This is a genomic window from Streptomyces sp. NPDC002309 (genome assembly GCF_053593375.1).
In genome coordinates, this window is sequence record NZ_JBSFCI010000006.1 from 164,933 (window position 1) to 185,316 (window position 20,384).

16 protein-coding genes and 2 pseudogenes are annotated in these 20,384 nt (G+C 68.9%); 13 read left to right on the forward strand and 5 right to left on the reverse strand.

Annotated elements, in window-relative coordinates; genetic code table 11:
* Window positions 1–24 precede the first annotated feature (24 nt).
* Both ACWCPM_RS07665 and ACWCPM_RS07670 read left to right on the forward strand, forming a co-directional pair.
* Window positions 25–825 (forward strand): class I SAM-dependent methyltransferase, encoded by an 801-nt coding sequence (locus tag ACWCPM_RS07665; protein ID WP_450975218.1) that lies wholly within the window; start codon window positions 25–27, stop codon window positions 823–825.
* A gap of 520 nt (window positions 826–1,345) precedes the next feature.
* Window positions 1,346–3,352: a tetratricopeptide repeat protein gene (locus tag ACWCPM_RS07670; RefSeq protein ID WP_450975272.1), complete on the forward strand. Its 2,007-nt coding sequence runs from the start codon at window positions 1,346–1,348 to the stop codon at window positions 3,350–3,352.
* Between the two features lie 242 nt (window positions 3,353–3,594).
* Here the strand turns inward: ACWCPM_RS07670 and ACWCPM_RS07675 are convergent.
* Window positions 3,595–3,950, reverse strand: a pseudogene (locus ACWCPM_RS07675) (phosphotransferase); the annotation flags it as partial.
* Window positions 3,951–4,316: 366 nt separating this feature from the next.
* Between ACWCPM_RS07675 and ACWCPM_RS07680 the strand changes: the two are divergent.
* Window positions 4,317–4,730 carry a hypothetical protein gene (locus ACWCPM_RS07680; RefSeq protein WP_450975219.1) on the forward strand — a complete coding sequence of 138 codons (414 nt, stop codon included), beginning with the start codon at window positions 4,317–4,319 and terminating at the stop codon, window positions 4,728–4,730.
* Between the two features lie 17 nt (window positions 4,731–4,747).
* Here ACWCPM_RS07680 and ACWCPM_RS07685 read toward each other — a convergent pair.
* The 3 genes and pseudogenes from ACWCPM_RS07685 to ACWCPM_RS07695 all read right to left on the reverse strand — a co-directional run.
* Window positions 4,748–5,353, reverse strand: a pseudogene (locus ACWCPM_RS07685) (winged helix-turn-helix domain-containing protein); the annotation flags it as partial.
* Between the two features lie 119 nt (window positions 5,354–5,472).
* Window positions 5,473–6,906 (reverse strand): dihydrolipoyl dehydrogenase family protein, encoded by a 1,434-nt coding sequence (locus ACWCPM_RS07690; RefSeq protein ID WP_450975273.1) that lies wholly within the window; start codon window positions 6,904–6,906, stop codon window positions 5,473–5,475.
* A gap of 265 nt (window positions 6,907–7,171) precedes the next feature.
* Window positions 7,172–7,645: a VOC family protein gene (locus tag ACWCPM_RS07695; RefSeq protein WP_450975220.1), complete on the reverse strand. Its 474-nt coding sequence runs from the start codon at window positions 7,643–7,645 to the stop codon at window positions 7,172–7,174.
* 682 nt (window positions 7,646–8,327) lie between these two features.
* On the opposite strand from ACWCPM_RS07695, the gene ACWCPM_RS07700 reads away from it, so the two are divergent.
* Window positions 8,328–9,263, forward strand: coding sequence for a helix-turn-helix transcriptional regulator (locus ACWCPM_RS07700; RefSeq protein ID WP_450975221.1), 936 nt, complete (start codon window positions 8,328–8,330; stop codon window positions 9,261–9,263).
* Between the two features lie 443 nt (window positions 9,264–9,706).
* Here the strand turns inward: ACWCPM_RS07700 and ACWCPM_RS07705 are convergent, their stop codons facing one another.
* Window positions 9,707–10,663 carry a zinc-binding dehydrogenase gene (locus tag ACWCPM_RS07705; RefSeq protein ID WP_450975222.1) on the reverse strand — a complete coding sequence of 319 codons (957 nt, stop codon included), beginning with the start codon at window positions 10,661–10,663 and terminating at the stop codon, window positions 9,707–9,709.
* A 77-nt stretch (window positions 10,664–10,740) separates the two neighbouring features.
* On the opposite strand from ACWCPM_RS07705, the gene ACWCPM_RS07710 reads away from it, so the two are divergent.
* The 9 genes from ACWCPM_RS07710 to ACWCPM_RS07750 all read left to right on the forward strand — a co-directional run bounded on the left by ACWCPM_RS07710 (window position 10,741) and on the right by ACWCPM_RS07750 (window position 20,356).
* On the forward strand, window positions 10,741–11,139 hold the full coding sequence (locus tag ACWCPM_RS07710) for a winged helix-turn-helix transcriptional regulator (protein WP_450975223.1): 399 nt from the start codon (window positions 10,741–10,743) through the stop codon (window positions 11,137–11,139).
* Between the two features lie 346 nt (window positions 11,140–11,485).
* On the forward strand, window positions 11,486–12,688 hold the full coding sequence (locus ACWCPM_RS07715; protein ID WP_450975224.1) for a phosphatidylinositol-specific phospholipase C1-like protein: 1,203 nt from the start codon (window positions 11,486–11,488) through the stop codon (window positions 12,686–12,688).
* A gap of 363 nt (window positions 12,689–13,051) precedes the next feature.
* Window positions 13,052–13,327: a hypothetical protein gene (locus ACWCPM_RS07720; protein ID WP_450975225.1), complete on the forward strand. Its 276-nt coding sequence runs from the start codon at window positions 13,052–13,054 to the stop codon at window positions 13,325–13,327.
* A 975-nt stretch (window positions 13,328–14,302) separates the two neighbouring features.
* Window positions 14,303–14,674, forward strand: coding sequence for a hypothetical protein (locus tag ACWCPM_RS07725; protein WP_450975226.1), 372 nt, complete (start codon window positions 14,303–14,305; stop codon window positions 14,672–14,674).
* A gap of 164 nt (window positions 14,675–14,838) precedes the next feature.
* Entirely contained in the window at window positions 14,839–16,029 is a 1,191-nt protein-coding gene (locus ACWCPM_RS07730; RefSeq protein WP_450975227.1) for a LeuA family protein, read from the forward strand.
* Window positions 16,026–17,423 (forward strand): 3-isopropylmalate dehydratase large subunit, encoded by a 1,398-nt coding sequence (leuC, locus tag ACWCPM_RS07735; RefSeq protein ID WP_450975228.1) that lies wholly within the window; start codon window positions 16,026–16,028, stop codon window positions 17,421–17,423. Before ACWCPM_RS07730 ends, leuC begins: the two co-directional genes overlap by 4 nt.
* An 8-nt stretch (window positions 17,424–17,431) precedes the next feature.
* Window positions 17,432–18,061, forward strand: a complete 630-nt coding sequence (gene leuD, locus ACWCPM_RS07740) for a 3-isopropylmalate dehydratase small subunit (protein WP_450975274.1) — start codon at window positions 17,432–17,434, stop codon at window positions 18,059–18,061.
* Window positions 18,058–19,251: a pyridoxal phosphate-dependent aminotransferase gene (locus tag ACWCPM_RS07745; RefSeq protein WP_450975229.1), complete on the forward strand. Its 1,194-nt coding sequence runs from the start codon at window positions 18,058–18,060 to the stop codon at window positions 19,249–19,251. The genes leuD and ACWCPM_RS07745 overlap by 4 nt, the downstream gene beginning before the upstream one ends.
* A gap of 76 nt (window positions 19,252–19,327) precedes the next feature.
* Window positions 19,328–20,356 carry an isocitrate/isopropylmalate dehydrogenase family protein gene (locus ACWCPM_RS07750; protein ID WP_450975230.1) on the forward strand — a complete coding sequence of 343 codons (1,029 nt, stop codon included), beginning with the start codon at window positions 19,328–19,330 and terminating at the stop codon, window positions 20,354–20,356.
* Window positions 20,357–20,384: the final 28 nt, after the last annotated feature.

The window sequence follows — 20,384 nt, forward strand, 5'->3', positions numbered from 1 at the left end:
TGTGCGGGTCGTCTGGGGGATTACTTGAACCTCATCGAGCACGAGTATGCGGATCTGGGTGCCTTGCAGACCCGGCGCGCCATACACGGGGCGTACAGCGAACCTGTTGATGACGTGGAGGAAGCGACGCTGGCACTGGCACGCCGGTGGGCGGGACCGCGGGGCACGGTGGTGGATGTCGGCTGCGGCACCGGGGACCTGCTACGGCGATGGGCCCGGGAGGGACACGCCGGGAAGCTGGTAGGGGTGGACCGGTCTGCAGCGGCGGTCGTCCGGACGCGTGTGGATGGCGTCGAGGTGGTGCGAGGGGACGCGTGCGCGCTGCCGCTGCGCGACGCATCGGCAGACTGTTTGCTGGAGCGGCACATGCTCTATCACGTGGCCGACCTGGGGAAGGCGCTGGCGGAGTCCCGGCGGGTAGTGCGTCCGGGCGGGGCCTTCATCGCCGTGGTCAACATGATGGAAGCGACCCCCCGGTTGGCCCGACTCGTGCGCAGCCGCTGCAGCAGCGAAGGCATACCCGTACCGTCCTTTCCGCGCGTGGACTCCGAGAACCTGCGCCCGCTGCTGAAGGACGCCTACGGCGACGTCGAGGAGACTGAGTACCGGGGGGAGTTGGTGTTCCACGAGCCCGAGCCGCTGGCGGCACTCGCCGCGTCGCTGCTCGTGTTCTACGGGTTGGAGCGGGGGACAGCCCGGCATGGTCGGATGACAGACGCACTGAGTGAGGAGGCGGCGCGGGCCTTCGGCGGCGGCGCCGGACCGTGGCGGGACGCGAAGGGCTGGACCGTGTTCGTGGCGAGGAGGCGAGAGGAAAGCCCGTGATCAGGGTGTGCTGCGATCAGGGGCCTGCTCTGACGGGGTGCCGGCACGCCCGGAGCGACATCAGCGACATCCGGGATCCACGAACGTGGTGCCGCAACGAGACCGTGGCCTGTGGCCAGTTCAGTAGGGGGAGGCGTCCATGACGTCACGTCACACACGTACCGTCACGCTTGTCGGCGCCTGGGTGATCGCGGCCGCCTGCGCCGCAGGTCTCAACGCGGTGCAGTCGCCGCAGCCGTGGGTGATCGGCGTGGGCGCCGCCGTCGGGACCCTGGGTTCCGCGTTGAGCCTCTGGGCGACCACTGTGCTTCAGAGCGACGGAGCCGTCGGCGGAGCTCTTGATCACGTGGTGCCCAGTGGGATACGCCAACTTCCCGCAATGACGGAGTACTTCATCGGGAGAGCGGAGCTGGTCAGGCACGTCCGAGGGCTGGTTCTGGGGTCCGGGCGCCGGCAACGGTGGGGTCGCCGTGCCGGGCGACGCGGTGCGGGTGCGGAACAGTCTGGCCGGTTGAGCTTGGTGATGCTGTCGGGTCGCGGAGGCGTCGGGAAGACCGCGCTGGCCGTGCGGCTCGGGCATGAACTGGCCGGCGATTTCCCCGACGGGCAGATGTACGTCGACCTGCGCGGCGCGTCGGGTACGACTCCACGGGCACCGGCCGACGTCCTGGCGATGCTGCTGCGCGACCTGGGGGTCGACTCCGGTGCGATCCCGGAGGATCTCGACGACCGCATGAGGCTGTTCCGGTCGCGAACAGCGGGCCTTCGGTTGCTGATCGTGCTGGACAACGCGAGGGACGAGGCACAGGTCCAGCCGCTGCTCCCCGGCACGGCGACATCACTGGTCATCGTGACCAGCAGGCCCCGGCTGTCCGGCTTGGACGGCGGTGTGTCGTTCGAGCTGAGTGTGCTCGAACACGACCAGGCCGTTGAACTGTTGGGTAGGCTTGCGGGCTATTCTCGGGTGGCCGCGGAACCGGAGGCGGCCTCAGAGATCGTGCGCGCCTGCGGCCTTCTCCCACTGGCGGTACGGATCGCCGGCGCTCGCCTGGCCGGACGCCCCGGCTGGCCGCTCGAGAACTTCGCCCGTCGACTGGCCGGCCAGCACCGCCGACTCGCGGAACTGCGGGCAGGGAGCCTCGACGTACGGACCGGCATCACGGTCGGCTACAACGCGCAGCCCGCCGTCAATCAGCGGGCGTTCTTGCTCCTCGCCCTGTGCAACGCGCCGTCGTTCTCCGTTCTGCCGTTGCAGGCGGCCATGGACTGTTCACGGACGCAGGCAGAGCAGAGCATGGACGAACTCACCGAGGACCAGTTGCTCGAGTGGTTGGGGCATGACGCCGCCGGCGAGTCCGTGTACCGCTATCACGACCTCGTACGCGACTACGCCGTCGAGCTCCTCACCGGTGAGGAGCTCGGTGGGGAGGAGCGCCGAGCGGCACTCGGCAGGGTCGTCGGTCTCTGCCTGCACCTTGCGGAGCGCGCCGAGCGTCGCGTGGCGCCGGGCAGTTACCGTCAGACCGCCCGGTTCCCCCGCTGGTCGGCGCCGACCGAGAACGGTACTCCGGAAACGGAACCGGACGCTCTCCAACAACTGGCGGCGGAGTACGAGTTCCTGATGTGCGCGGTCCCTGAGGCGCTGAACGCCGGCATGACCTCAGCGGCATGGGAGCTGGCGAGCCTGCTCGCGGCGTACCAGGACAACCACGCGCTGTGGAGCGACTGGGAGAAGACCCAGGTCCCGGTACTGGAGGCGTGCCGGGCCGAGGGCGACGAGCTGGGAGTGGCCGTCAGTCTCCGCGACCTGGCCGTGCTCCGGCGGCTCCAGGGACGACTGCCCGAGGCCGAGCAGCACGGTCTCGACGCCCTGGCGATCTTCGAGGGCATCGGCGAACTGGCGGGCACCGCCGACTGCCTTTCCAACCTCGGATGGCTGTATCGGGTGCGCGGCGAACACGACCAGGCCCGCGTCTACCTGGCGCGCGCACTGACCGTCGCGGAGGAGCACGGGATCCAGCGGACTCGCGGCTGGGTGTTCCAGATGCGCGCCGATCTGGAGATCGACGTCGGAGCCATGGACACGGCCCTGGCGCTGCTCCAGCAGTCACGGGAGGTCTTCGAGCAGATCGGCGAACGACGAGGCCTGGGCTGGACGCTGCGCATCACGGGGGACGTCTACCGCGAGCAGGAACAGTACGACCGGGCGCTCGCGCTGTACGAGGCCGCCGCGGACGTGATGCGGACCTTCAATGACAGGCGCGGCCTCGCTCGTATTCTGAGCGCCATCGGAACCCTCCATCAGAGCATGGGCCGGAGCCAGGAAGCCGTGACGCACTACGAGGACAGCCTCGCCGCCTTCCGCCAACTCGGCGACCTGCAGTGGCAGGCACGCACGCTGGGTGCGCTGGCCGATTTTCACGCGGGCATGGGCGAAGCAGCGAAGGCCGACGCCTGTCGCATGGAGGCTGCGGCCCTTCTCGCTGGGCTCAGTGTCGCCCAAACCCACTACGCTCGACGGCTTTGACCTTGACGCTGCCGGGACTCATGGGCTCCCCGGTGCGCGGGCGTGATCCACGGGCATGCCCGGGACTGTTGCGAGGATCGATGCGGTGACGAGGTGGCCGTTGTCTGCGAGCCCGTACCTCGGTGAACGTGGCCCTCGCGTGCGGGTAGGTCGGAGGGTCGATCAGGACCTGGTCGTGTGGCGACAGGGTCCGGCTGTCGAACAGCGCCGGCCTCGCGTGCCTGCCGCGGTGGTCGACATCCGCTGTCCAGATCCAGCGCAGGGTCGGCCGGACCGAAGCCACCGGTGTCCAGTACGCCGCTCAGCCGGTCTCCCGTCACCAGGACATTGCCGGGAATCAGGTCACCGTGGCTCATCATGTCGGCACCCGTGCACGGCAACTCCCGTATGGGGTTCCACACTTGGCGAAGCCGGTGCACGTCGAGCAGTCCCGTGCTCTCCTCGAGGCACTTTGCCATCCAGTCGTCGTGGTGAACGAGAACGCCGCCACGTCCTTCGCCGCCGAAAAGCCGTCCCCGTGTCTCGGCGCTCTGTCGCGCAGCGCTGCGATGAAGGTCGCAGGGTCCTCGGCGAAAGTGTCCGACCTACCAGGTCCCGCCGATCCGCTGTGAAGGCTGCTGCCCGTTCATCGCCCGCCTCGCCCATGCCGACTGACTCCCGCCCGCCGACCTGCGGTGTTTCCTCGCAGGGCCTCCTGGATATCGCGGCAGCCCGACCTGGGAACGGCTCGCGGCCGTCAGCGGCGAACGTGGGGCGACGGGGCTTTGGACGCTGCAGCTACTCAACTTGATTGGGTGATGTCGGGTGGCGTGGGCCATAGGTCACCTGCGCCGGTGGCCGCCGACCCACGTGGGCCGGCCCTCGGTGTGCATACTGTGACCGGCAGAGGGGCCGTCGTCCGACCGAACGGCGATGGGCGGGGCCGATAGGCGACGGGCCGGGCCGGACGATCAAGGAGCCAGCGATGGATGAACAGGAAAGCTTGCGCCGCTACGGGATTCGCCCCGTCGGCGCGGACCTCGACGAGATCCGTGCACTCCTCAGTGAGCACACGGCGCGTGAGCGACGCGCTCAGGGCACGGGCGACACTGAGCTGATGAGGCTCTGCTGCTTCCAGCTGTTCACCAGTGGCGACCTCGACGACGTGCTCCTGATCTGGAGTGCGAAGCAAGCCAGCTTCGACGCAGCGTGCTCGATCGACATCGAATTCCTGCTTGGGCACGGGCTCGACGCGACGAAGGCCCACCTCTCGGCCAACCGTGCACCTTCTGCGACGGCGGCACTGGATCGACTGCGCGAGCTCGAGACAGACGGTGAATTCGAGGGCTTCTCAGTGGAGGAGCGCTCCGCCGTCTACGACCGGTACTTCGTCGACTGACGAATCTCCAGCGCCGCTCAGTCGTCCGTGATGAGGCCGGTGCCCGCAAGGCAGCTGTCGACGAATTCCGGGCGATACCGGATCTGCTTGAGCCTGCGCTTCACGGCCCTGGTGATCTGGCCCAGGTCGGCTGCGGCGAGGTTGCCGATGTCGCGTTTGACCAGCGGCCAGATGCCCTCCCGCGGCTTCAGGTCCGGCGCGTAGGTGGGAGCTGGAAGACGGTGAGCCAGGCGGCATTCGCGGCGATGAACTCCCGCATCCCGGCAGTCAGGTGGAGGCTGACCGCTCGCCCGGCTTGTAGCAGGTCATACCCGCCATCGACACCCGTCCGGAGCCCCGGCCGCGAACCCGGACGACGGGGGTCCGGCCGATCCGCCCCCAGGTTCGAGAGCGCGTCGGCGTCATCGACCGGCCGGCCTCATCTTCGAAGAGGGTCCAGCCGTTACACGCCGCCGCACATCCCTTACCCGTGGCCAGACCTCCTTCTTCCACAGCTCAACCGCCGCATCGTCGCGCTCGATCGCCCGGCGGGTGGGCTGCTGCCGCGACCAGCCATGTCGCTTCAGCAGCCGCCACGTGCCCGCCACCGTGTACGAAACGTGGAACAGTCGACCGATCACGGTCAGCGCCGGTCCCGCGCGAGATCCGCGCATGCCCGCAGGCCAACGGGTGCCTCGCGAACCACTGCCCGGCGAACTCGTCGATGACGGTCGGCGCGAGGCAGGGCTCCTCCCATGGCGCCTTATCGGCCTCGGTGGGTCTCCAGGAACCGGAGCCAGATCTCGCCAAGGGTGGGGAAGGCGGGGACGACGTGCCAGAGTCGGTCGAGGGGGACTTCGCCGACGACCGCGATGGTGGCCGAGTGCACCAGTTCCCCGACGCCGGGGCCGGCGAAGGTGACGCCGACGACGGTGTCGCGGTCAGTGTCGATGAGCATGCGGGCGTGGCCGCGGTAGTCCTCTCCGTACTGGTGCGCGCCCGCGACGTGGGCGAGATCGTAGTCGACGACCTTGATCCGGCGCCCGCTCTGTTCGATCTCACGGCTGGTCAGGCCGACGGAGGCGACCTCGGGGGTGGTGAAAACGACCTGGGGGACGGCCGCGTGGTCGGCGGTGGCGACATGAGTGCCCCACGGGGTGTCGTCGATCGCCTCGTTCTTGGCGCGCGCGCCGATCACGGTGCCGGCGATCCTGGCCTGGTACTTGCCCTGATGTGTCATCAGAGCGCGGCGGTTGACGTCGCCGACGGCGTAGAGCCAGCCGCCGTCGATGCCGGTGACCTGGAAGGTGTCGTCGACGGTCAGCCAGTCCCCGGGGGTGAGGCCGACGGTCTCCAGGCCGATGTCGCGGGTCTGCGGGGCTCGGCCGGTGGCGAGCAGGATCTCGTCCGCGGCCAGCTGTGTGCCGTCGGTGAGGGTGATCCGCACCTCGCCGTCCTCGCGGGCCAGGGAGGCGACCGTGGTGTTGAAGCGGATGTCGACGCCTGCTTCGCGCAGTCCGTCGGCGACCAGCTCACCGGCGAACGGTTCCATCCTCTCGAGCAGTCCGTTCTCGAGGACGAGCATGGTGACCTCGGAGCCGAGGGCCTGCCAGGCGGTGGCCATCTCGACGGCGACCACACCGCCTCCGACGACGGCGAGGCGGCCGGGGACCTTGTCGGCGCTGGTGGCCTCGCGGCTGGTCCAGGGGCCGACGGTGTCCAGTCCCGGGATGGGGGGCAGGGCGGCGCGGGTGCCGGTGGAGACGACGACGGCGTGCCGGGCGGTCAGGGTGACGGTGTCGCCCTCGGGGGTCTGCACGGCCACCTGCTGGGGGCCGGTGAGACGGCCATGGCCGCGTATCAGGTCGACGGAGACCGAGTCCAGCCAGGCAACCTGGTCCTCGTCCTTCCAGTACGAGGACATCTTGTCGCGGTGCGCGAGGACCGCATCCACGTCCAGCGGCCCGTTCACGGCCTGGCGCAGCCCGGGTACGCGGCGAGCGTCGGCGTGTGCCACCACCGGCCGCAGCAGCGCCTTGCTCGGGTCGCAGGCCCAGAACGAGCATTCGCCACCGAGGAGATCGCGCTCCACGATCACGGCGCTGAGGCCTGCGGCGCGGGCGCGTTCGGCCACGTTCTCGCCGACCGGCCCCCCGCCGATGACGATCACGTCGTAGGTGCGGGTGGTCTCGTCCATCGCTGCTGCGTCCTTCACTGCTCTGTTCCTCACGGACTCGTTTCTCACTTCTTGCCTTGCATGACTCGGCCGGATCCATCGCCGGCCGCTCGGTCGGGGCGTGCCCCTGCGGCGGCCGGACCGCTGGGCGGCGGAGGCCTGTGCCCCCAGCGCTCCGGTGCCGGTCTTCGGTCCGGACTGCGACGACCGGGGCCGGGCCGGCTGCAACGCGTTCCGGACACGGCCCGTCGCAGCCCTCGAAGGGTGGCTCGTCGGGTGGTCGGCGTCAGCGGCCGGGGGCGCGCTGCGAGACCTCCTGGAGCACCCAACCGTTGCCGTCCGGGTCGCTGAAGGTGAGGTACGAGCCGTAGGAGGCGCGCTCGGGGTGCACCCCGGCCAGCCGCTCCTGGCCGGGGCCACGGTGGGTGACGTCCCCGCCCTCGTGGCCGTGGTACAGGAGACCACGTGCGTCGTGGAAGATCTCACTGACCGCGATGCCACGGCCGACGAGCTCCGCACGCGCCTCCTCGATGTCGGAGACGATGAGGTAAAGGCCCTGGAACGAGCCGGGAGTGATGGGGGTCATTCCCTCACCGAAGATGATCGAGCACTCGGAGCCGGGCGGCGTGAAGTGCACGACCCGGAATTCCTCGTTGGCCGTGTAGTCGACGTCCAAGCGGAAGCCGGCCTTCTCGTAGAAGGCCTTGGCCTGGTCGATGTCGGAAACGGGCAGCACGATCATTTCCAGCTTCAGATTCATGGGTGTCCCTTTTTCTTTACGTCGGTGGATCACGCCAATGCGTCACCACTCCGTCGAACGGGGGTTTCGCCTTGGTCGGGGAGGTCGGCGCGGTCCGCGTGTCCTGCGGGCCCTGTGCCGGTCTGCAATCCAGAGAACCAGCCGGAAAGCCGCTTGGGGGCGGTCGAGCAGGCCTGCTTCGGCCATGGCCTGCCGGTCCAGGTACTGGCAGACCCCCTTCCCTGCCGCCGAGTGACCGGCCGCTCAGGATTCGGGATGACGCGGCTTGATCCACGTCGACACGGGCACGGCCGACGCCTGCACGACAGCAAGTCCCGCATGTCCCGGAGCCTGATCACTTCCGCGTGGATGGGTAGTGGCAGGCGGACCACCACCGGATCGACGTGGAAGGTGAGCCGGTGTCGGGTGTATGGGCACCCGCGACCTCAGAAATCCTCACCGACCCGCTTTCATCGTTGAGGTAATTCTGAATCCGCCTGGAATTGCCAAGACCGCATTCAGGGAAGCCCCCGCCTGTTAGAATTCAGCAGTTGCTCTGGAGATAGACGGGGCCGACTCCAATTGGCCTTTTCAAGGCGACAGATTCAGGAATTCCTGTTTCACAGGTAGGGAATTTCTCACGTTGCCGCACTATTGCGCAGTGCGTTTGCCGGGATGCCGCGTCGAGGGCTAGCCTCGATATATGGGCACCTCGTCCGGATCAGGTGACAACAAAGAGCTGAGCGACTTTCTGCGCTCGCGACGCGCCCGGGTGACTCCTGAACAGGTCGGGGTCACGCCGGGGGCGGGTCGGCGTGTCCCGGGACTGCGCCGCGAGGAGGTTGCGCTCTCGGCCGGATTGAGCGCGGACTACTACATCCGTCTGGAACGGGGACGCGTGGCCAACGCGTCGGAAGGGGTGCTGGCGGCCGTGGCTCGTGCTCTGCGGCTGGATGATGTCGAGCGTGCGCATCTGTTCAACCTGGCCAGACCGCAGTCGGTGGCCAGGGTGAGCCGGCCCGCCGTTCCATGGCGAGTGCGTCCGGGTGCGTACGCGCTGCTCGAGGTTCTTCGGGATGCCCCTGCCATGATTCTGGACGGCCGCATGGACGTCCTTGCCTTCAATCGCATGGCTTGCGCGATGTATGCCGATTTCAATGCCGTACCGGCCCGTGAGCGCAATCTGGCGCGATTCGTATTTTTTGACCCTGCCGCGCGTGAACTGTTCATCGACTGGGACATGGCCGCCCGCATGGTCGTCACAGGGTTGCACCTGTACGCCGGTCGGCATCCGGACGATCCACAACTGACCCAGCTGATCGACCAGATGTTGGCCGTGGACGAAGACTTTCGCCGATGGTGGGCCGCGCACGACGTGGAGGAGTTCTCCCACGGCACCAGGCACTACCGGCACCCCTTGCTCGGCGAAGTCACCTTGGACTATGAGGCCCTGGTCTTTCCCGGTGACCCGGACCAGTGGTTGTTCGTGAGTACGGCTGAACCCGGCTCCCCGTCTTCCGATGCCTTGCGGGCACTCGCCCGTCGGATCGGTGACGTGGACACCTCGGTACGTGCGGGTTCCGTGGGCAGCGCCGAGGGACTGTCTGACCGTCAGCTCCAAGTTCACCCTGAGAGTTGATGCCGGATGGTCTACCGCCGTCCCCTCGCAGGGCAAGCCGCGTTCCTCCGAGCCGTTGCCTGAGGGCGGCGGCGTCGCCGTCTTCGGCGGCCCGCCACGACCAGGGGGAAGTCGATGCCCCACGACCGCGCTTCGTCGGTCATGGGCCCCTGCCGCATGCGGCAGGCCGACCCTGGTCCGGCTGACCGAACTGCGTCGGCGGGAGAACAGGATGACGTAGTGGTCGCGGCCGTTCCAGGTGCGGCCTTCGAAGGGGGCAAGGCCCAGGGACCGCTTCCTCTCCCGGTCATCGTCTTCGATGCGCGCGAGGCCCGAAAGGCGTGGCGCAGGACCGAGCCGCTACCAAGTCGCTCGTGAGCTGGAGACACCGCTCGTCCGCTGGGCCGACGCCTGCCCCAACCGGCACCGCGACATGCTGACACCGATAAGAACGTGACCAAGCCCTACTGGCCCCGAGGAGGAAGCGTCGGCGCATACCGCTGACCGCGTGACACCCGTAGGACCGCTTTTCCGGAGACACGGCGCTCGCGGAGGGCTTCGGCGGCCTCGGCGAAACGGTCCCAGGATCCCTGCCAGCCGATCTCGACAGTGAGGGCCCCCTCAGCAGCCAGCTCAGTGAGAACGGCCAGGTCCGGGCCGGCATCGCCCTCTATGACGAAGGACTTCAGCGACTTGGCCGGGCCGACGGTCGCATACGGGGGAAAGACCGCCGGCTCCCCGGAAGTCCAGCCGACGCTCTGCAGACTGCCCCCGGGAGCGAGCAGGCCCCATGCCGCCACCAGTTGGGGGCCGCCGACGCTGTCGATGACCACGTCGACGGGCTGCTCGAGTCCATCCAGACCGATCAGCACCTCGTCGGCGCCGAGGTCGACCAGCCCCTCCCGGCGGGCCGTCGAGCCCACGGACGCGATCACGTGGGCACCGGCCCGCGCCGCCAACTGGACGGCGAACCGCCCGACCCCGCCGGAGGCGCCGGTGATCAACACCCTCTTGTCCGAGCCGAGCCCGGCGTCCCGCAGCGCGCGCAGTGCGGCCACTCCGGCGACCGGCAGGGCGACCGCCTTCGCCAGGTCCAGGCCCTTGGGCACCTCGGCAAGCGCACCCACATCGATCGCGACGCGCTCGGCGAACGCACCCGAGGTCAGGGCCACAACCCGGGTGCCCACCGCCGGTCCGGTCGCATCGGTGGCCGCCTCGACCACCACCCCGGCGGCGTCCGAACCGAGCACCGCACCCACAGGCACCCGACCGGAGCGAGCGTCGTTGAGGTCGCCGTGGTTCAAGGAGGCATGGGAGACGTCCACCAGGACCTGGCCTGGTCCGAGCACGGGGTCGGAGACCTCGGCGAGGCGTGCAGCGGCGGGTGCGGACGGATCGACGACGAGAGCCCGAACAGACATGGTTTCCCCTATGGTTCACGACTTGCCACAGCAGCCATCATCGGTAACCCTGCCGCCCGGCGTAAGGAGGCACATTTATGTCACGCAGTCACATCCGTGTTGCGGACGCAGTGAGGGACGAGGCCTGCCCGGTGACCGAGGTGCTCGACCGCGTCGCGGGCAAGTGGAGCATCGGGATTCTGATCGCCGCCGCCCACGGCCCGGTCCGCTTCACCGAACTCGAACGCGCCATCAACGGCGTCAGTCGGCGCATGCTCACCCTCAACCTGCGTCGCTTGGAGCGGGACGGGCTGCTCATCCGCACCGTCCATCCGACCGTGCCACCCAAAGTCGAGTACAGCCTCACGCCCATGGCCCGAGAACTCCACGCCTCACTGACCGGACTGGTGAGCTGGGCCGAGCGCCACCGGAACGCCATCGCCGAGGCCCGCGCCGCTTACGACTCTGCGGCGGAGCAGAAACCTGACGCCGGCTGAACCGGCTCGGACTGGTTCTGGAGCTCCCGACCCGGCGGCAGTCCCGAAGACCGTGCACGCCGCCGGCGATGGTCCCCACCGGAACTGAGCGAGGCCGGACTGATCGCGGTCGACGATGCCTTCTTCCCCGAGGGTGATGCCCGAGAGCGAAGCAAGTGCGGTTCGCCGGCCTTCCCCACCATGACGGCGTCGCCGATCACCATGCCGGCGGCGGTTCTCGAGCGGAGGAGGCATGTGGCCTGTTCAGGCAGGATTCATGTTGCCGGTGATCTTCCGGAGAGTGGAAGGCACTGCCGGGACACGACTGATCTCTACGTTGCAGGGGTTGTTCACTTATGGAGGACTGATGATCACCCGTGCCCGCCTGGGCGTCATACTTGCCGCCGTGTTGACGACGGTCTTCACGAGTGCTGTCGTGCCGAGTGCCTTCTCGGCGCAGCAGCCGAACACGGACCCGGCTGCCGAGAGCGCCGGCGCGCACTCCGGCAGGGTCCGGATGAACGAGATCCAGTTCATCGGCGCCCACAACGCCTTCCACCGGGAGATGCAGGGCGTCGAGCTGGCCGAGTCGGTCAAGATCGACCCTGGCTACCCGTCGTGGGGCTTCTATTCGCACGCGTCCGTGTCCGATCTGCTGGGCCGGCAGAACGTACGCGCGCTCGAGTTCGACCTGCTGCCCGACCCGGACGGCGGCCTGTACCAGCACCCGCTGGCCCGCCAGCGGGCCGGTCTCGGCCCGATCGACGACCCGGCCATGGCCGCACCCGGCATGAAGGTCCTCCATGTCGCCGATCAGGACTACAACTCGACCTGCCGCACCCTCGTGGTGTGCATGGAGCAGGTGAAGACCTGGTCGACGGCCAACCCGCAGCACGCGCCGATCGTCCTGCAGTTGGAGCTCAAGCAGACCGACGACCGCTGGGAGAAGCTCGGCGGCGCGGTCAGCCCGGCGTGGAGCGGCAAGCTGCTCGACGACGTCGACAAGGAGATCCGTTCGGTCTTCTCCGAGTCGCAGCTGATCACCGCTGACGATCTGCGCCGCCCTGGCCTGACGCTGGAGCAGTCGATCCTGAAGAACGGCTGGCCGACCCTGGACTGGGCGCGCGGCAAGGTGATGTTCTTCTTCGACAACGGCGGCCCCGGCGCCATCCGCGACATGTACCTCGACGGTCACCCCAGCCTGCAGGGCCGCGCGGTCTTCACCCGCGGCAACCCCGGCGACGCGGATGCGGCGATCACGATGGTGAACGACCCGCGCGGCGCCAACGAGGCGACCATCCGCGACCTGGTCGAGCGGGGCTACATCGTCCGCACCCGCTCGGACGAGCCGCTGAAGACGGTCATCAACAACGAGTACAGCCGCCTCCAGACCGCTCTGGCCAGCGGTGCGCAGATGGTCACGACGGACTTCCCGAGCGTCGGTATGACCGCCCGCTACAACAGCGACTTCGTCGCCGAGCTGCCCGGCAACGAGCCGGTCCGCTGCAATCCGGTGGCCGCGCCGCGCAACTGCCGCGACGGCAGACTGGAACCCTCGCACACCCGATGACCGCGTTCTGAAAGGCGGCCGGCCGATCTTGGCCGGCCGCCTTGTCTTTTCCGAACTACGAACCGCAGTGCCGACGGCTGAGATGTCAGATCATCTCCCATCCCGAGGGCCAGTCCGGATCTCGTCGTCACGGCGCATGGGTGCCACGCCACCTCATGCTGTGTGGTCCGTCATCGACCGCTGAGCCACGGCACCACCTTGGGGGATGACGACTGCGTGACAATCCGCAAGGAGCTCAAGAAGCTCAAGGAGCTCAAGGAGTTGGGTCGGTCGTCCAGCGTCACAAGACGGCCGTACCACCTTCACGTTGTTTCCCCGCGGCGCATGATGCACCCTCAGTGACACGACGTCCTTGGGGGCCCCATGAGAACCCGCACCGCCGCCTGCGCTGCCCTGCTCGCCCTCTCAGCCCTCACCGCCGGGTGCGGCGAGTCCCAGGAAGAGATCGCGGAGGAATGCCGGACAGCCCTCGCCAGCACGGCGGTCGCCGTCGATGTCGAAGATGTGCGGCCCGAAGCCTGCGAAGGGCTCTCGCAGGACGACTACGAGGCGCTTGTCATCTCGCAAGGGCCGCGGGACAGCCGCGACATCGACGAGAACGGCGACATCGACTTGGGCGAGCAGCTCGAAGACGAATAGAGAGGTGGGCGCCCGTGCCGCATCCGTGGCCACGCCGGCGCCGACCACGTTCCGCCCCCAGCCGGCTGCCACGAGCTCTCGGACTTCGGTACGGCGGATTGCATGGGCCGCATCGAACGTGCGCCGGCCGATGAACCAAGACGCTCTCGACGACCACATCGAGGCACAGACGCAGACGCACGGGCCGGCCCGGCAGGACCGCGATGCCGAGGCGCTGGTCCTGGCCCCCGCCATCGGGGCACCGCTGTCGAGGGTGCCGCCCGCGATGCCTTCCGTGCGCGGTGGAATGGCGCCCTGGAATCCGGCTCACGGCGCGGGAGTTCCGCCGGTATCCCGCCTCCCGGGGCCAGGAGTACTTGCCATGGGCGCCTAGATCGCCATCGGGGGCAAGCCCGGTCCGTCATGTTGCATCAGACCAAGAACACCGATCTCGTTTCGGACCCGGCACGCCTCGCCGACGGCTGAGAGGTCCGTACGAGGCCGCTGTGGACGTGTGTCTCCCGTGTGACAAGTCGACGGAAACCTTAACCCTCCCCATACGCCGGCCGAGGCGTGCGCTTCCTGTGCCGATGCTAGGTTTCGGATGAGCCTGAGCAGCACCGAATCAGCCCGCTTTTCATTCGCGATCGAGCTATCCGAGCCCTCGGCAGGCTGAGAAGTAGTTTTTGGAAGCTAAGGCGTCACCATGATGAACCTTGAGCCGGTGGCGGAGTTGATATCCGCCACCGACACTCGCTGCACCTGGCCGTATCCCGTCGATTCCGCGGTCTCGGAGTCACCGGCCAAGCAACTCAGGTCGGTTTGGTGTAGAGGGCTCCCGCTCACCTCGGCGCACCGGGGCAGCCATTCCGGCGGGGGAGCACTGATCGAGGGCGCGGGTGAACAGGCGCGGTACGCCAACGAAGGCGCGCTACGTCAACGAAGACGCGGTACACCAACGAACGCACGGTCTACCCGCACGCGTCGCTGGTCGAAATGATCACCTATCAGGACACAGGACAGGTGTTTCCCCGGTCTCGGCTGGACCTCCCTGGACATGAGGGTGCCGCACCGGCGATCATTCCGGGCTCCCGTATGTACCGCGACCCCTTCAACCGGCATGCAGCGGTACGAGAACGGCACGGCGAACTGCCGCCCATCAGAAAGCCGTCCGAATTCTGTATCCGCGAGAATACCGAGGTGGAACTCGCGGACGTCGAGGCTGCTCTTGCCGAGCCGGGGCGCGGCGTCACCGTCCTCGACAGCAATGGCGCGAACATCAAATTCGTGGGCCATATGCCGGGCGGCGTGGATCACGAGGAATCCCATGAGCGCAGCCTCCTCGAAGGAATTGTTCCCTCTCTTTGAAAGTCCGTCTGGACCGCGTCAAGAAGATCCCGTCCGGCGTCAAGAACGCGTAACCGGCGCACGGCGCCTCAGAAGCCCTCCGCACACTGATCCACCGGCGGCCTGGTGCCCCCTCGATCAGCCATCGAACCCGGACAACGGACAAACGAGCGAAAACCGATAGCATGACAATTCATCCACTTCCGAAACCTCGCCGTATCTCGGTTTTCGATACGACTCTGCGCGACGGAGAACAAGCACCCCGCAACGGCATGGATCCCGAGCAGAAACTCGATCTGGCCATGCGCATCCAGGCACTGGGCGTAGACGTCATCGAGGCGGGTTTTCCCGCGTCCTCGCCGAGTGACTTCCGAGCGACGCAACTGATCGCGAGCAACCTCACCTCGGCGCAGATCGCCACCTTCTGCCGGGCGACACGCCACGATGTCGAACTCGCGGTGCAGGCCGCGGGGACGAGGAACCACCAGGTCCAGGTGCTTGCCACCGGCAGCGAGGTCCACCTGGAGCACAAGCGTGGCATCAGCCGCGAGGTCGCGCTGCGCGAGCTGCGGGACACCGTGGAGTTCGCGCGGGCCCTCGCCGTGCCGAAGGTCTCCGTGGCGGTGGAGGACGCGACCCGCGGCACGCGTGACCTCGTCCGCGCCACCATCGAGACCGCCCTGGAAGCAGGCGCCGACCTGGTGGCCATCGGCGACACCACCGGCTGCTCGACCCCGGCGGAGTTCGGTGCGCTCGTCGCCGCCGTGCGCGAGTGGACACCGGCGCCCTTCAAGGTCTCCGTGCACTGCCACGACGACTTCGGCCTGGCGCTGGCCAACACCGTGGCGGGCATCGAGGCGGGCGCCGACGAGGTCCAGGTCACCTTGGGCGGCATCGGTGAACGCGCCGGCAACACCGCGCTCGAAGAGGTCGTGGCGCTGCTCGCCTACAAGAGCGAGCAGCTGGGTGCCTACACGGACGTCACCACCGAGTCGATGTACGACGCCTATGCCCTGCTGCGGAACGTGATCGGCCTGGAAGAGCCGCGGAACAAGGCGATATTCGGTGCGTTCGCCTTCGCGACCGCTGCCGGCATCCACCAGCAGGGAATCCTGCAGAACCCGTCGACGTACGAGTACGTGCGCCCGGCCCGGTTCGGCCGGGAGACCTCCCTGCTCGTCGCGCGGCACTCCGGTCGCGCGATCCTGCGCCACGTCCTGTCCCGGTCCGGACTCTCCGTCGACGACACCACCGTCGACGCGCTGTTCGACAAGTTCGTCAACGGCCGCGTCGGCGGAGACTGCGTCGAACTGGACGTCCTGCGCGAGGAGATCCTCGGCGAGCTGGCCAAGGCGACCGCGGTGAGCGCCCGATGAGTGGACTGACCCTGGCGGAGAAGCTCTGGCGGAGCCATGTCGTCCGCGACATCGACGAGCACACCGATCTGCTCTACATCGACCTGCATCTCCTGCACGAGGTGACGTCGCCCCAGGCGTTCGAGGGCCTGCGGCTGGCGGGACGCCGTGTGCGACGCCCGGAGTCGACCCTGGCGGTCGAGGACCACAACGTGCCCACCCACCCGGCGCTGGTGCTCGACGAGGGAGGTCGCACCCAGATCTCGGCACTGCGCCGCAACTGCGCGGAACACGACATCGAGTTGTACTCCCTGGGCGACGGCCGGCAGGGCATCGTCCACGTCGTCGGCCCCGAACTGGGACTCGTCCAGCCCGGCGTGCTCGTCGTCTGCGGCGACAGCCACACCTCGACCCACGGGGCTCTCGGGGCACTCGCCTTCGGTGTGGGCACCAGCGACGTCGAGCACGTCCTGGCCACACAGACGCTCGCCGTGCCTCGTCCCAGGACCATGGCGGTCGAGTTCCTGGGCCTGCCTCCCGAGGGCACCACGGCCAAGGACGTCGTCCTGGCTCTCATCGCCCGGATCGGGACCGACGGAGGCCAGGGGCACCTGATCGAGTACCGGGGCGCGGCCGTCAGGGCGATGTCCATGGAGAGCCGGATGACCCTGTGCAACATGAGCATCGAAGCCGGCGCACGTGCCGGGATGGTCGCACCGGACGACACCACCCTCGCGTACCTGAAGGGCCGGCCCCACGCCCCGACGGGCCAGGCGTGGGAGGACGCGACGGCGCACTGGCGGACGCTGGTCACCGATGAGTCCGCGGTCTTCGACCGGGTCGTCGAGATCGACCTGTCCGCCCTGGCACCCCAGGTGAGCTGGGGGACGAACCCGGGGCACACCGTCGCACTCGACGACGCGGTACCGGCGCCGGACGCGTTCGACGACCCGGCGGAGCGCGCGACCGCGGAGCGGGCGCTCGCCTACATGGGGCTGCGACCGGGCACGCGCATGCGCGATGTCGCGGTCGACACGGTCTTCCTCGGGTCGTGCACCAACGGACGGATCGAGGATCTGCGCGCGGCGGCCGTCGTACTGCGCGACCGGCGTGTCAGCCCCGGTGTCCGGATGCTCGTCGTGCCGGGTTCCGGCCGCGTCCGGGCCCAGGCCGAGGAAGAGGGCCTGCACGAGGTCTTCCTCGCGGCGGGAGCCGAGTGGCGGCTCCCCGGATGCTCCATGTGCCTGGGGATGAACGCGGACCGCCTGGCGGGCTCCGAACGTGTGGCTTCCACCTCGAACCGCAACTTCGAGGGGCGTCAGGGGGACCGCGCGCGCACCCACCTCGTCTCGCCCGCGGTGGCCGCCGCCACGGCGGTGGCTGGCCGGTTCGCCGCCCCACAGGACCTGGAGTGACAGCGACCATGAAGCCGTTCACCTCACACACCGGGCGGACCGTTCCGATGCGCCGCGGCGACGTCGACACCGATCAGATCATCCCCGCCGCGTTCTGCAAGAGGATCACGCGGGACGGCCTGGCGGAAGGCCTGTTCGCGGGCTGGCGCACCGATCCCGGATTCGTCCTCAACCGCCCCGCCTACCGAGCGGGCACGGTCCTGCTGGCCGAAGCGAACTTCGGCACCGGAAGCTCACGGGAGCACGCGGTCTGGGCCCTGCGCGACTGGGGGTTCACCGTCGTCGTCGCCTCCCGGTTCGGTGACATCTTCACGCGCAACGCGCTCAGGAACGGACTGCTCACGGTGGTGCTGCCGGACGACGCCGTGGAGAGCCTGATGCGGCGCAGCGAGGCCGATCCCGCCTTCGAACTGACCGTCGACCTGGACAGCCGCGAGGTGACCACCGGCCCGGACGTGTGGTCGTTCGACATCGACGAGCGCGCACGCCGCCTCCTGCTCAGCGGACTCGACGACATCGAGGTCACCCTGCGCCACACCGCCGACATCGCGGACTACGAACAGGCCCGGCCCCACTGGCTGCCCCGCATCCCGCGTGGTGCCGGGCATTCCCGGACGAGCGAGGGCGGCGGAGAATGACCACGGCAAGGAACGCGGCCTCTCCCAAGGAGGCTTTCGCCGGCGCTCGCCGTCTGCTGCGCGTCCCGGAGAGCGGCCTCGGCGCGCTGACGCAGACGGCACGCGCCGGGACCACGGTCGATCTCGCCCTGGGAACCCCTGGGTGGCCGCGGCCGCCGGAGGCACTGATCGAGCAGGCCGGCACGGCCGTGCGCGAGGGGCACAACCAGTACGCCGACGTACGCGGCAACCCCGAACTGCGGGCGCTGCTGGCGCAGTCCTTCACGACACCGGCCGACCCGGAGACCGAGGTCACGGTCACGGTGGGAGCGTCCGAAGGGCTCAGCGCGGCGATGCTGACGCTGCTCGACCCCGGTGACGAGATCGTCGTCATCGAACCCTTCTACGAGAACTTCGCCGGCGCGATCGCCATGGCCTCGGCCGAACCGCGCTTCGTGCGGGTCCGGGCGCCCGCATGGCGCTGGGACTCCGCGCGTCTCCGGGCTGCCATCGGGCCCCGCACCAAGGCGATCCTGCTCAACTCACCGAACAACCCGACAGGGCGCGTCCTCGGGACGGAGGAGTGGACGGAGATCGCGCAACTGTGCGAGCGGTACGACCTGTTCGTCATCTCCGACGAGACGTACGCCGCCTATGTCTACGACGGCCGCCGGCACATCTCGGCGGCCGACGTGCCGGCCCTGCGAGGGCGCAGCGTCGTCGTGGGAAGCCTCTCCAAGGCTTACGCCATCAGCGGCTGGCGCCTGGGCTTCCTGCGCGCCGCGCCGGCCGTCACCCGGGCGCTGCGGAAGGTGCACATGGGTCTGACGGGCGGCACGGCCGCCCCGTTGCAGCAGGCCGCGGCGCGGTCAGGGCTCATCGGCGGAACAGCCTGGGACCCCCGCCCCGTGATGCAGGCGCTGCGGGACAGGACCGTGGACATCCTCCGGCGTGCCGGGCTGAACTGCCCCTCACCGGAGGGCGGCTGCTACGTCACGGCGGAACTGGGCCCGTACCGGCCCGAGGGCTGTCAGGGCTTCGTCGAGCGGCTCGCGGGCGACCACGGCGTGCTGGTCGTGCCGGGCCGACTGTTCCTCAGCGACCGCGACACGGACTCCGGGTTCGTGCGCGTCGCGTTCAACAAGCCGGAAGCCTCCCTCGACGCGGCCGAACGCCGGCTCGCCTCCCTGCGGCCGGAGAGCCGGTCATGAGGGACATCCGGACGGCGACCGGCGCTTCGACCGGCCGACCTCGCACAGGCGTGCGTGTGGTGATGAGGAGTCGAAAGTGACGACGATCGCGGTCATACCCGGGGACGGAATCGGGCCCGAGGTGACGGCCGAGGCGGTCGAACTGCTCGACCGGATGCAGATCGGCCTCGACTTCGACGTCCTCGACCACATCAACGCCGGGAACTACCTTGCGACCGGCCAGGGCATGGCGGACAAGGACTTCGAGCGCGTGCGCGACGCCGGGGCGGCGCTGCTCGGTGCCGTCGGAGACCCCCGCGTGACGAGCCCGGACTACGCCCGCGGGGTCCTCCTCGGACTGCGCTTCGAGCTCGACCTGTACGTGAACCACCGGCCGGTGCTCCTGTGGGACGCCCGGCTCAGCCCGCTGCGTGACGAGCGCAGGCGCCGGATGGACTGCGTGATCGTGCGGGAGAACTCGGAGGGCCTGTACTCCGGCTTCGGCGGCACACTGCGCGCGGGCACCGCCGAAGAGGTGGCCATCGACGAAGAGGTCAACACCCACCACGGGGTCTCGCGGATCATCGACTACGCGTTCTCCATCGCCCGCGAGTCGGTCTGCCTGGTCGACAAGTCCAACGCGGTGCCCCACGGCGGGCGGCTCTGGCAGCGCTGCTGGCAGGAGGCCGCCGAGCGCCGTCCCGACATCGGCCGGTCCCACCTCTACGTGGACGCGGCGGCGATGAACCTCGTGACCGACCCGTCCTCCTTCGACGTCATCGTCAGCGGCAACGCGCACGGGGACATCCTGAGCGACCTGGCGGCGGCGCTCGCCGGCGGGCTGGGGATGGCCGCCTCGGCGAACCTGAACCCCACAACGGGCTTCGGCCTGTACGAGCCGGTGCACGGCAGCGCACCCGACCTCGCCGGGCAGGGGAGGGCGAATCCCGTCGGCGCGATCCTCAGCGCGGCGCTGCTCTGCGACGGCCTCCAGCTGTCCACGGAGGCGGCGGCGATCAGGCAGGCCGTCTCCGCGGCGATCACCGCCGGCCGCTGCACACCCGACATCGGCGGGTCGCTGAGCACCCGGCAGGCCGGCGCGGCGATCCGCGCCTCACTCCTGTGACCGGCCGACGAACGGCCGGTACGACCCA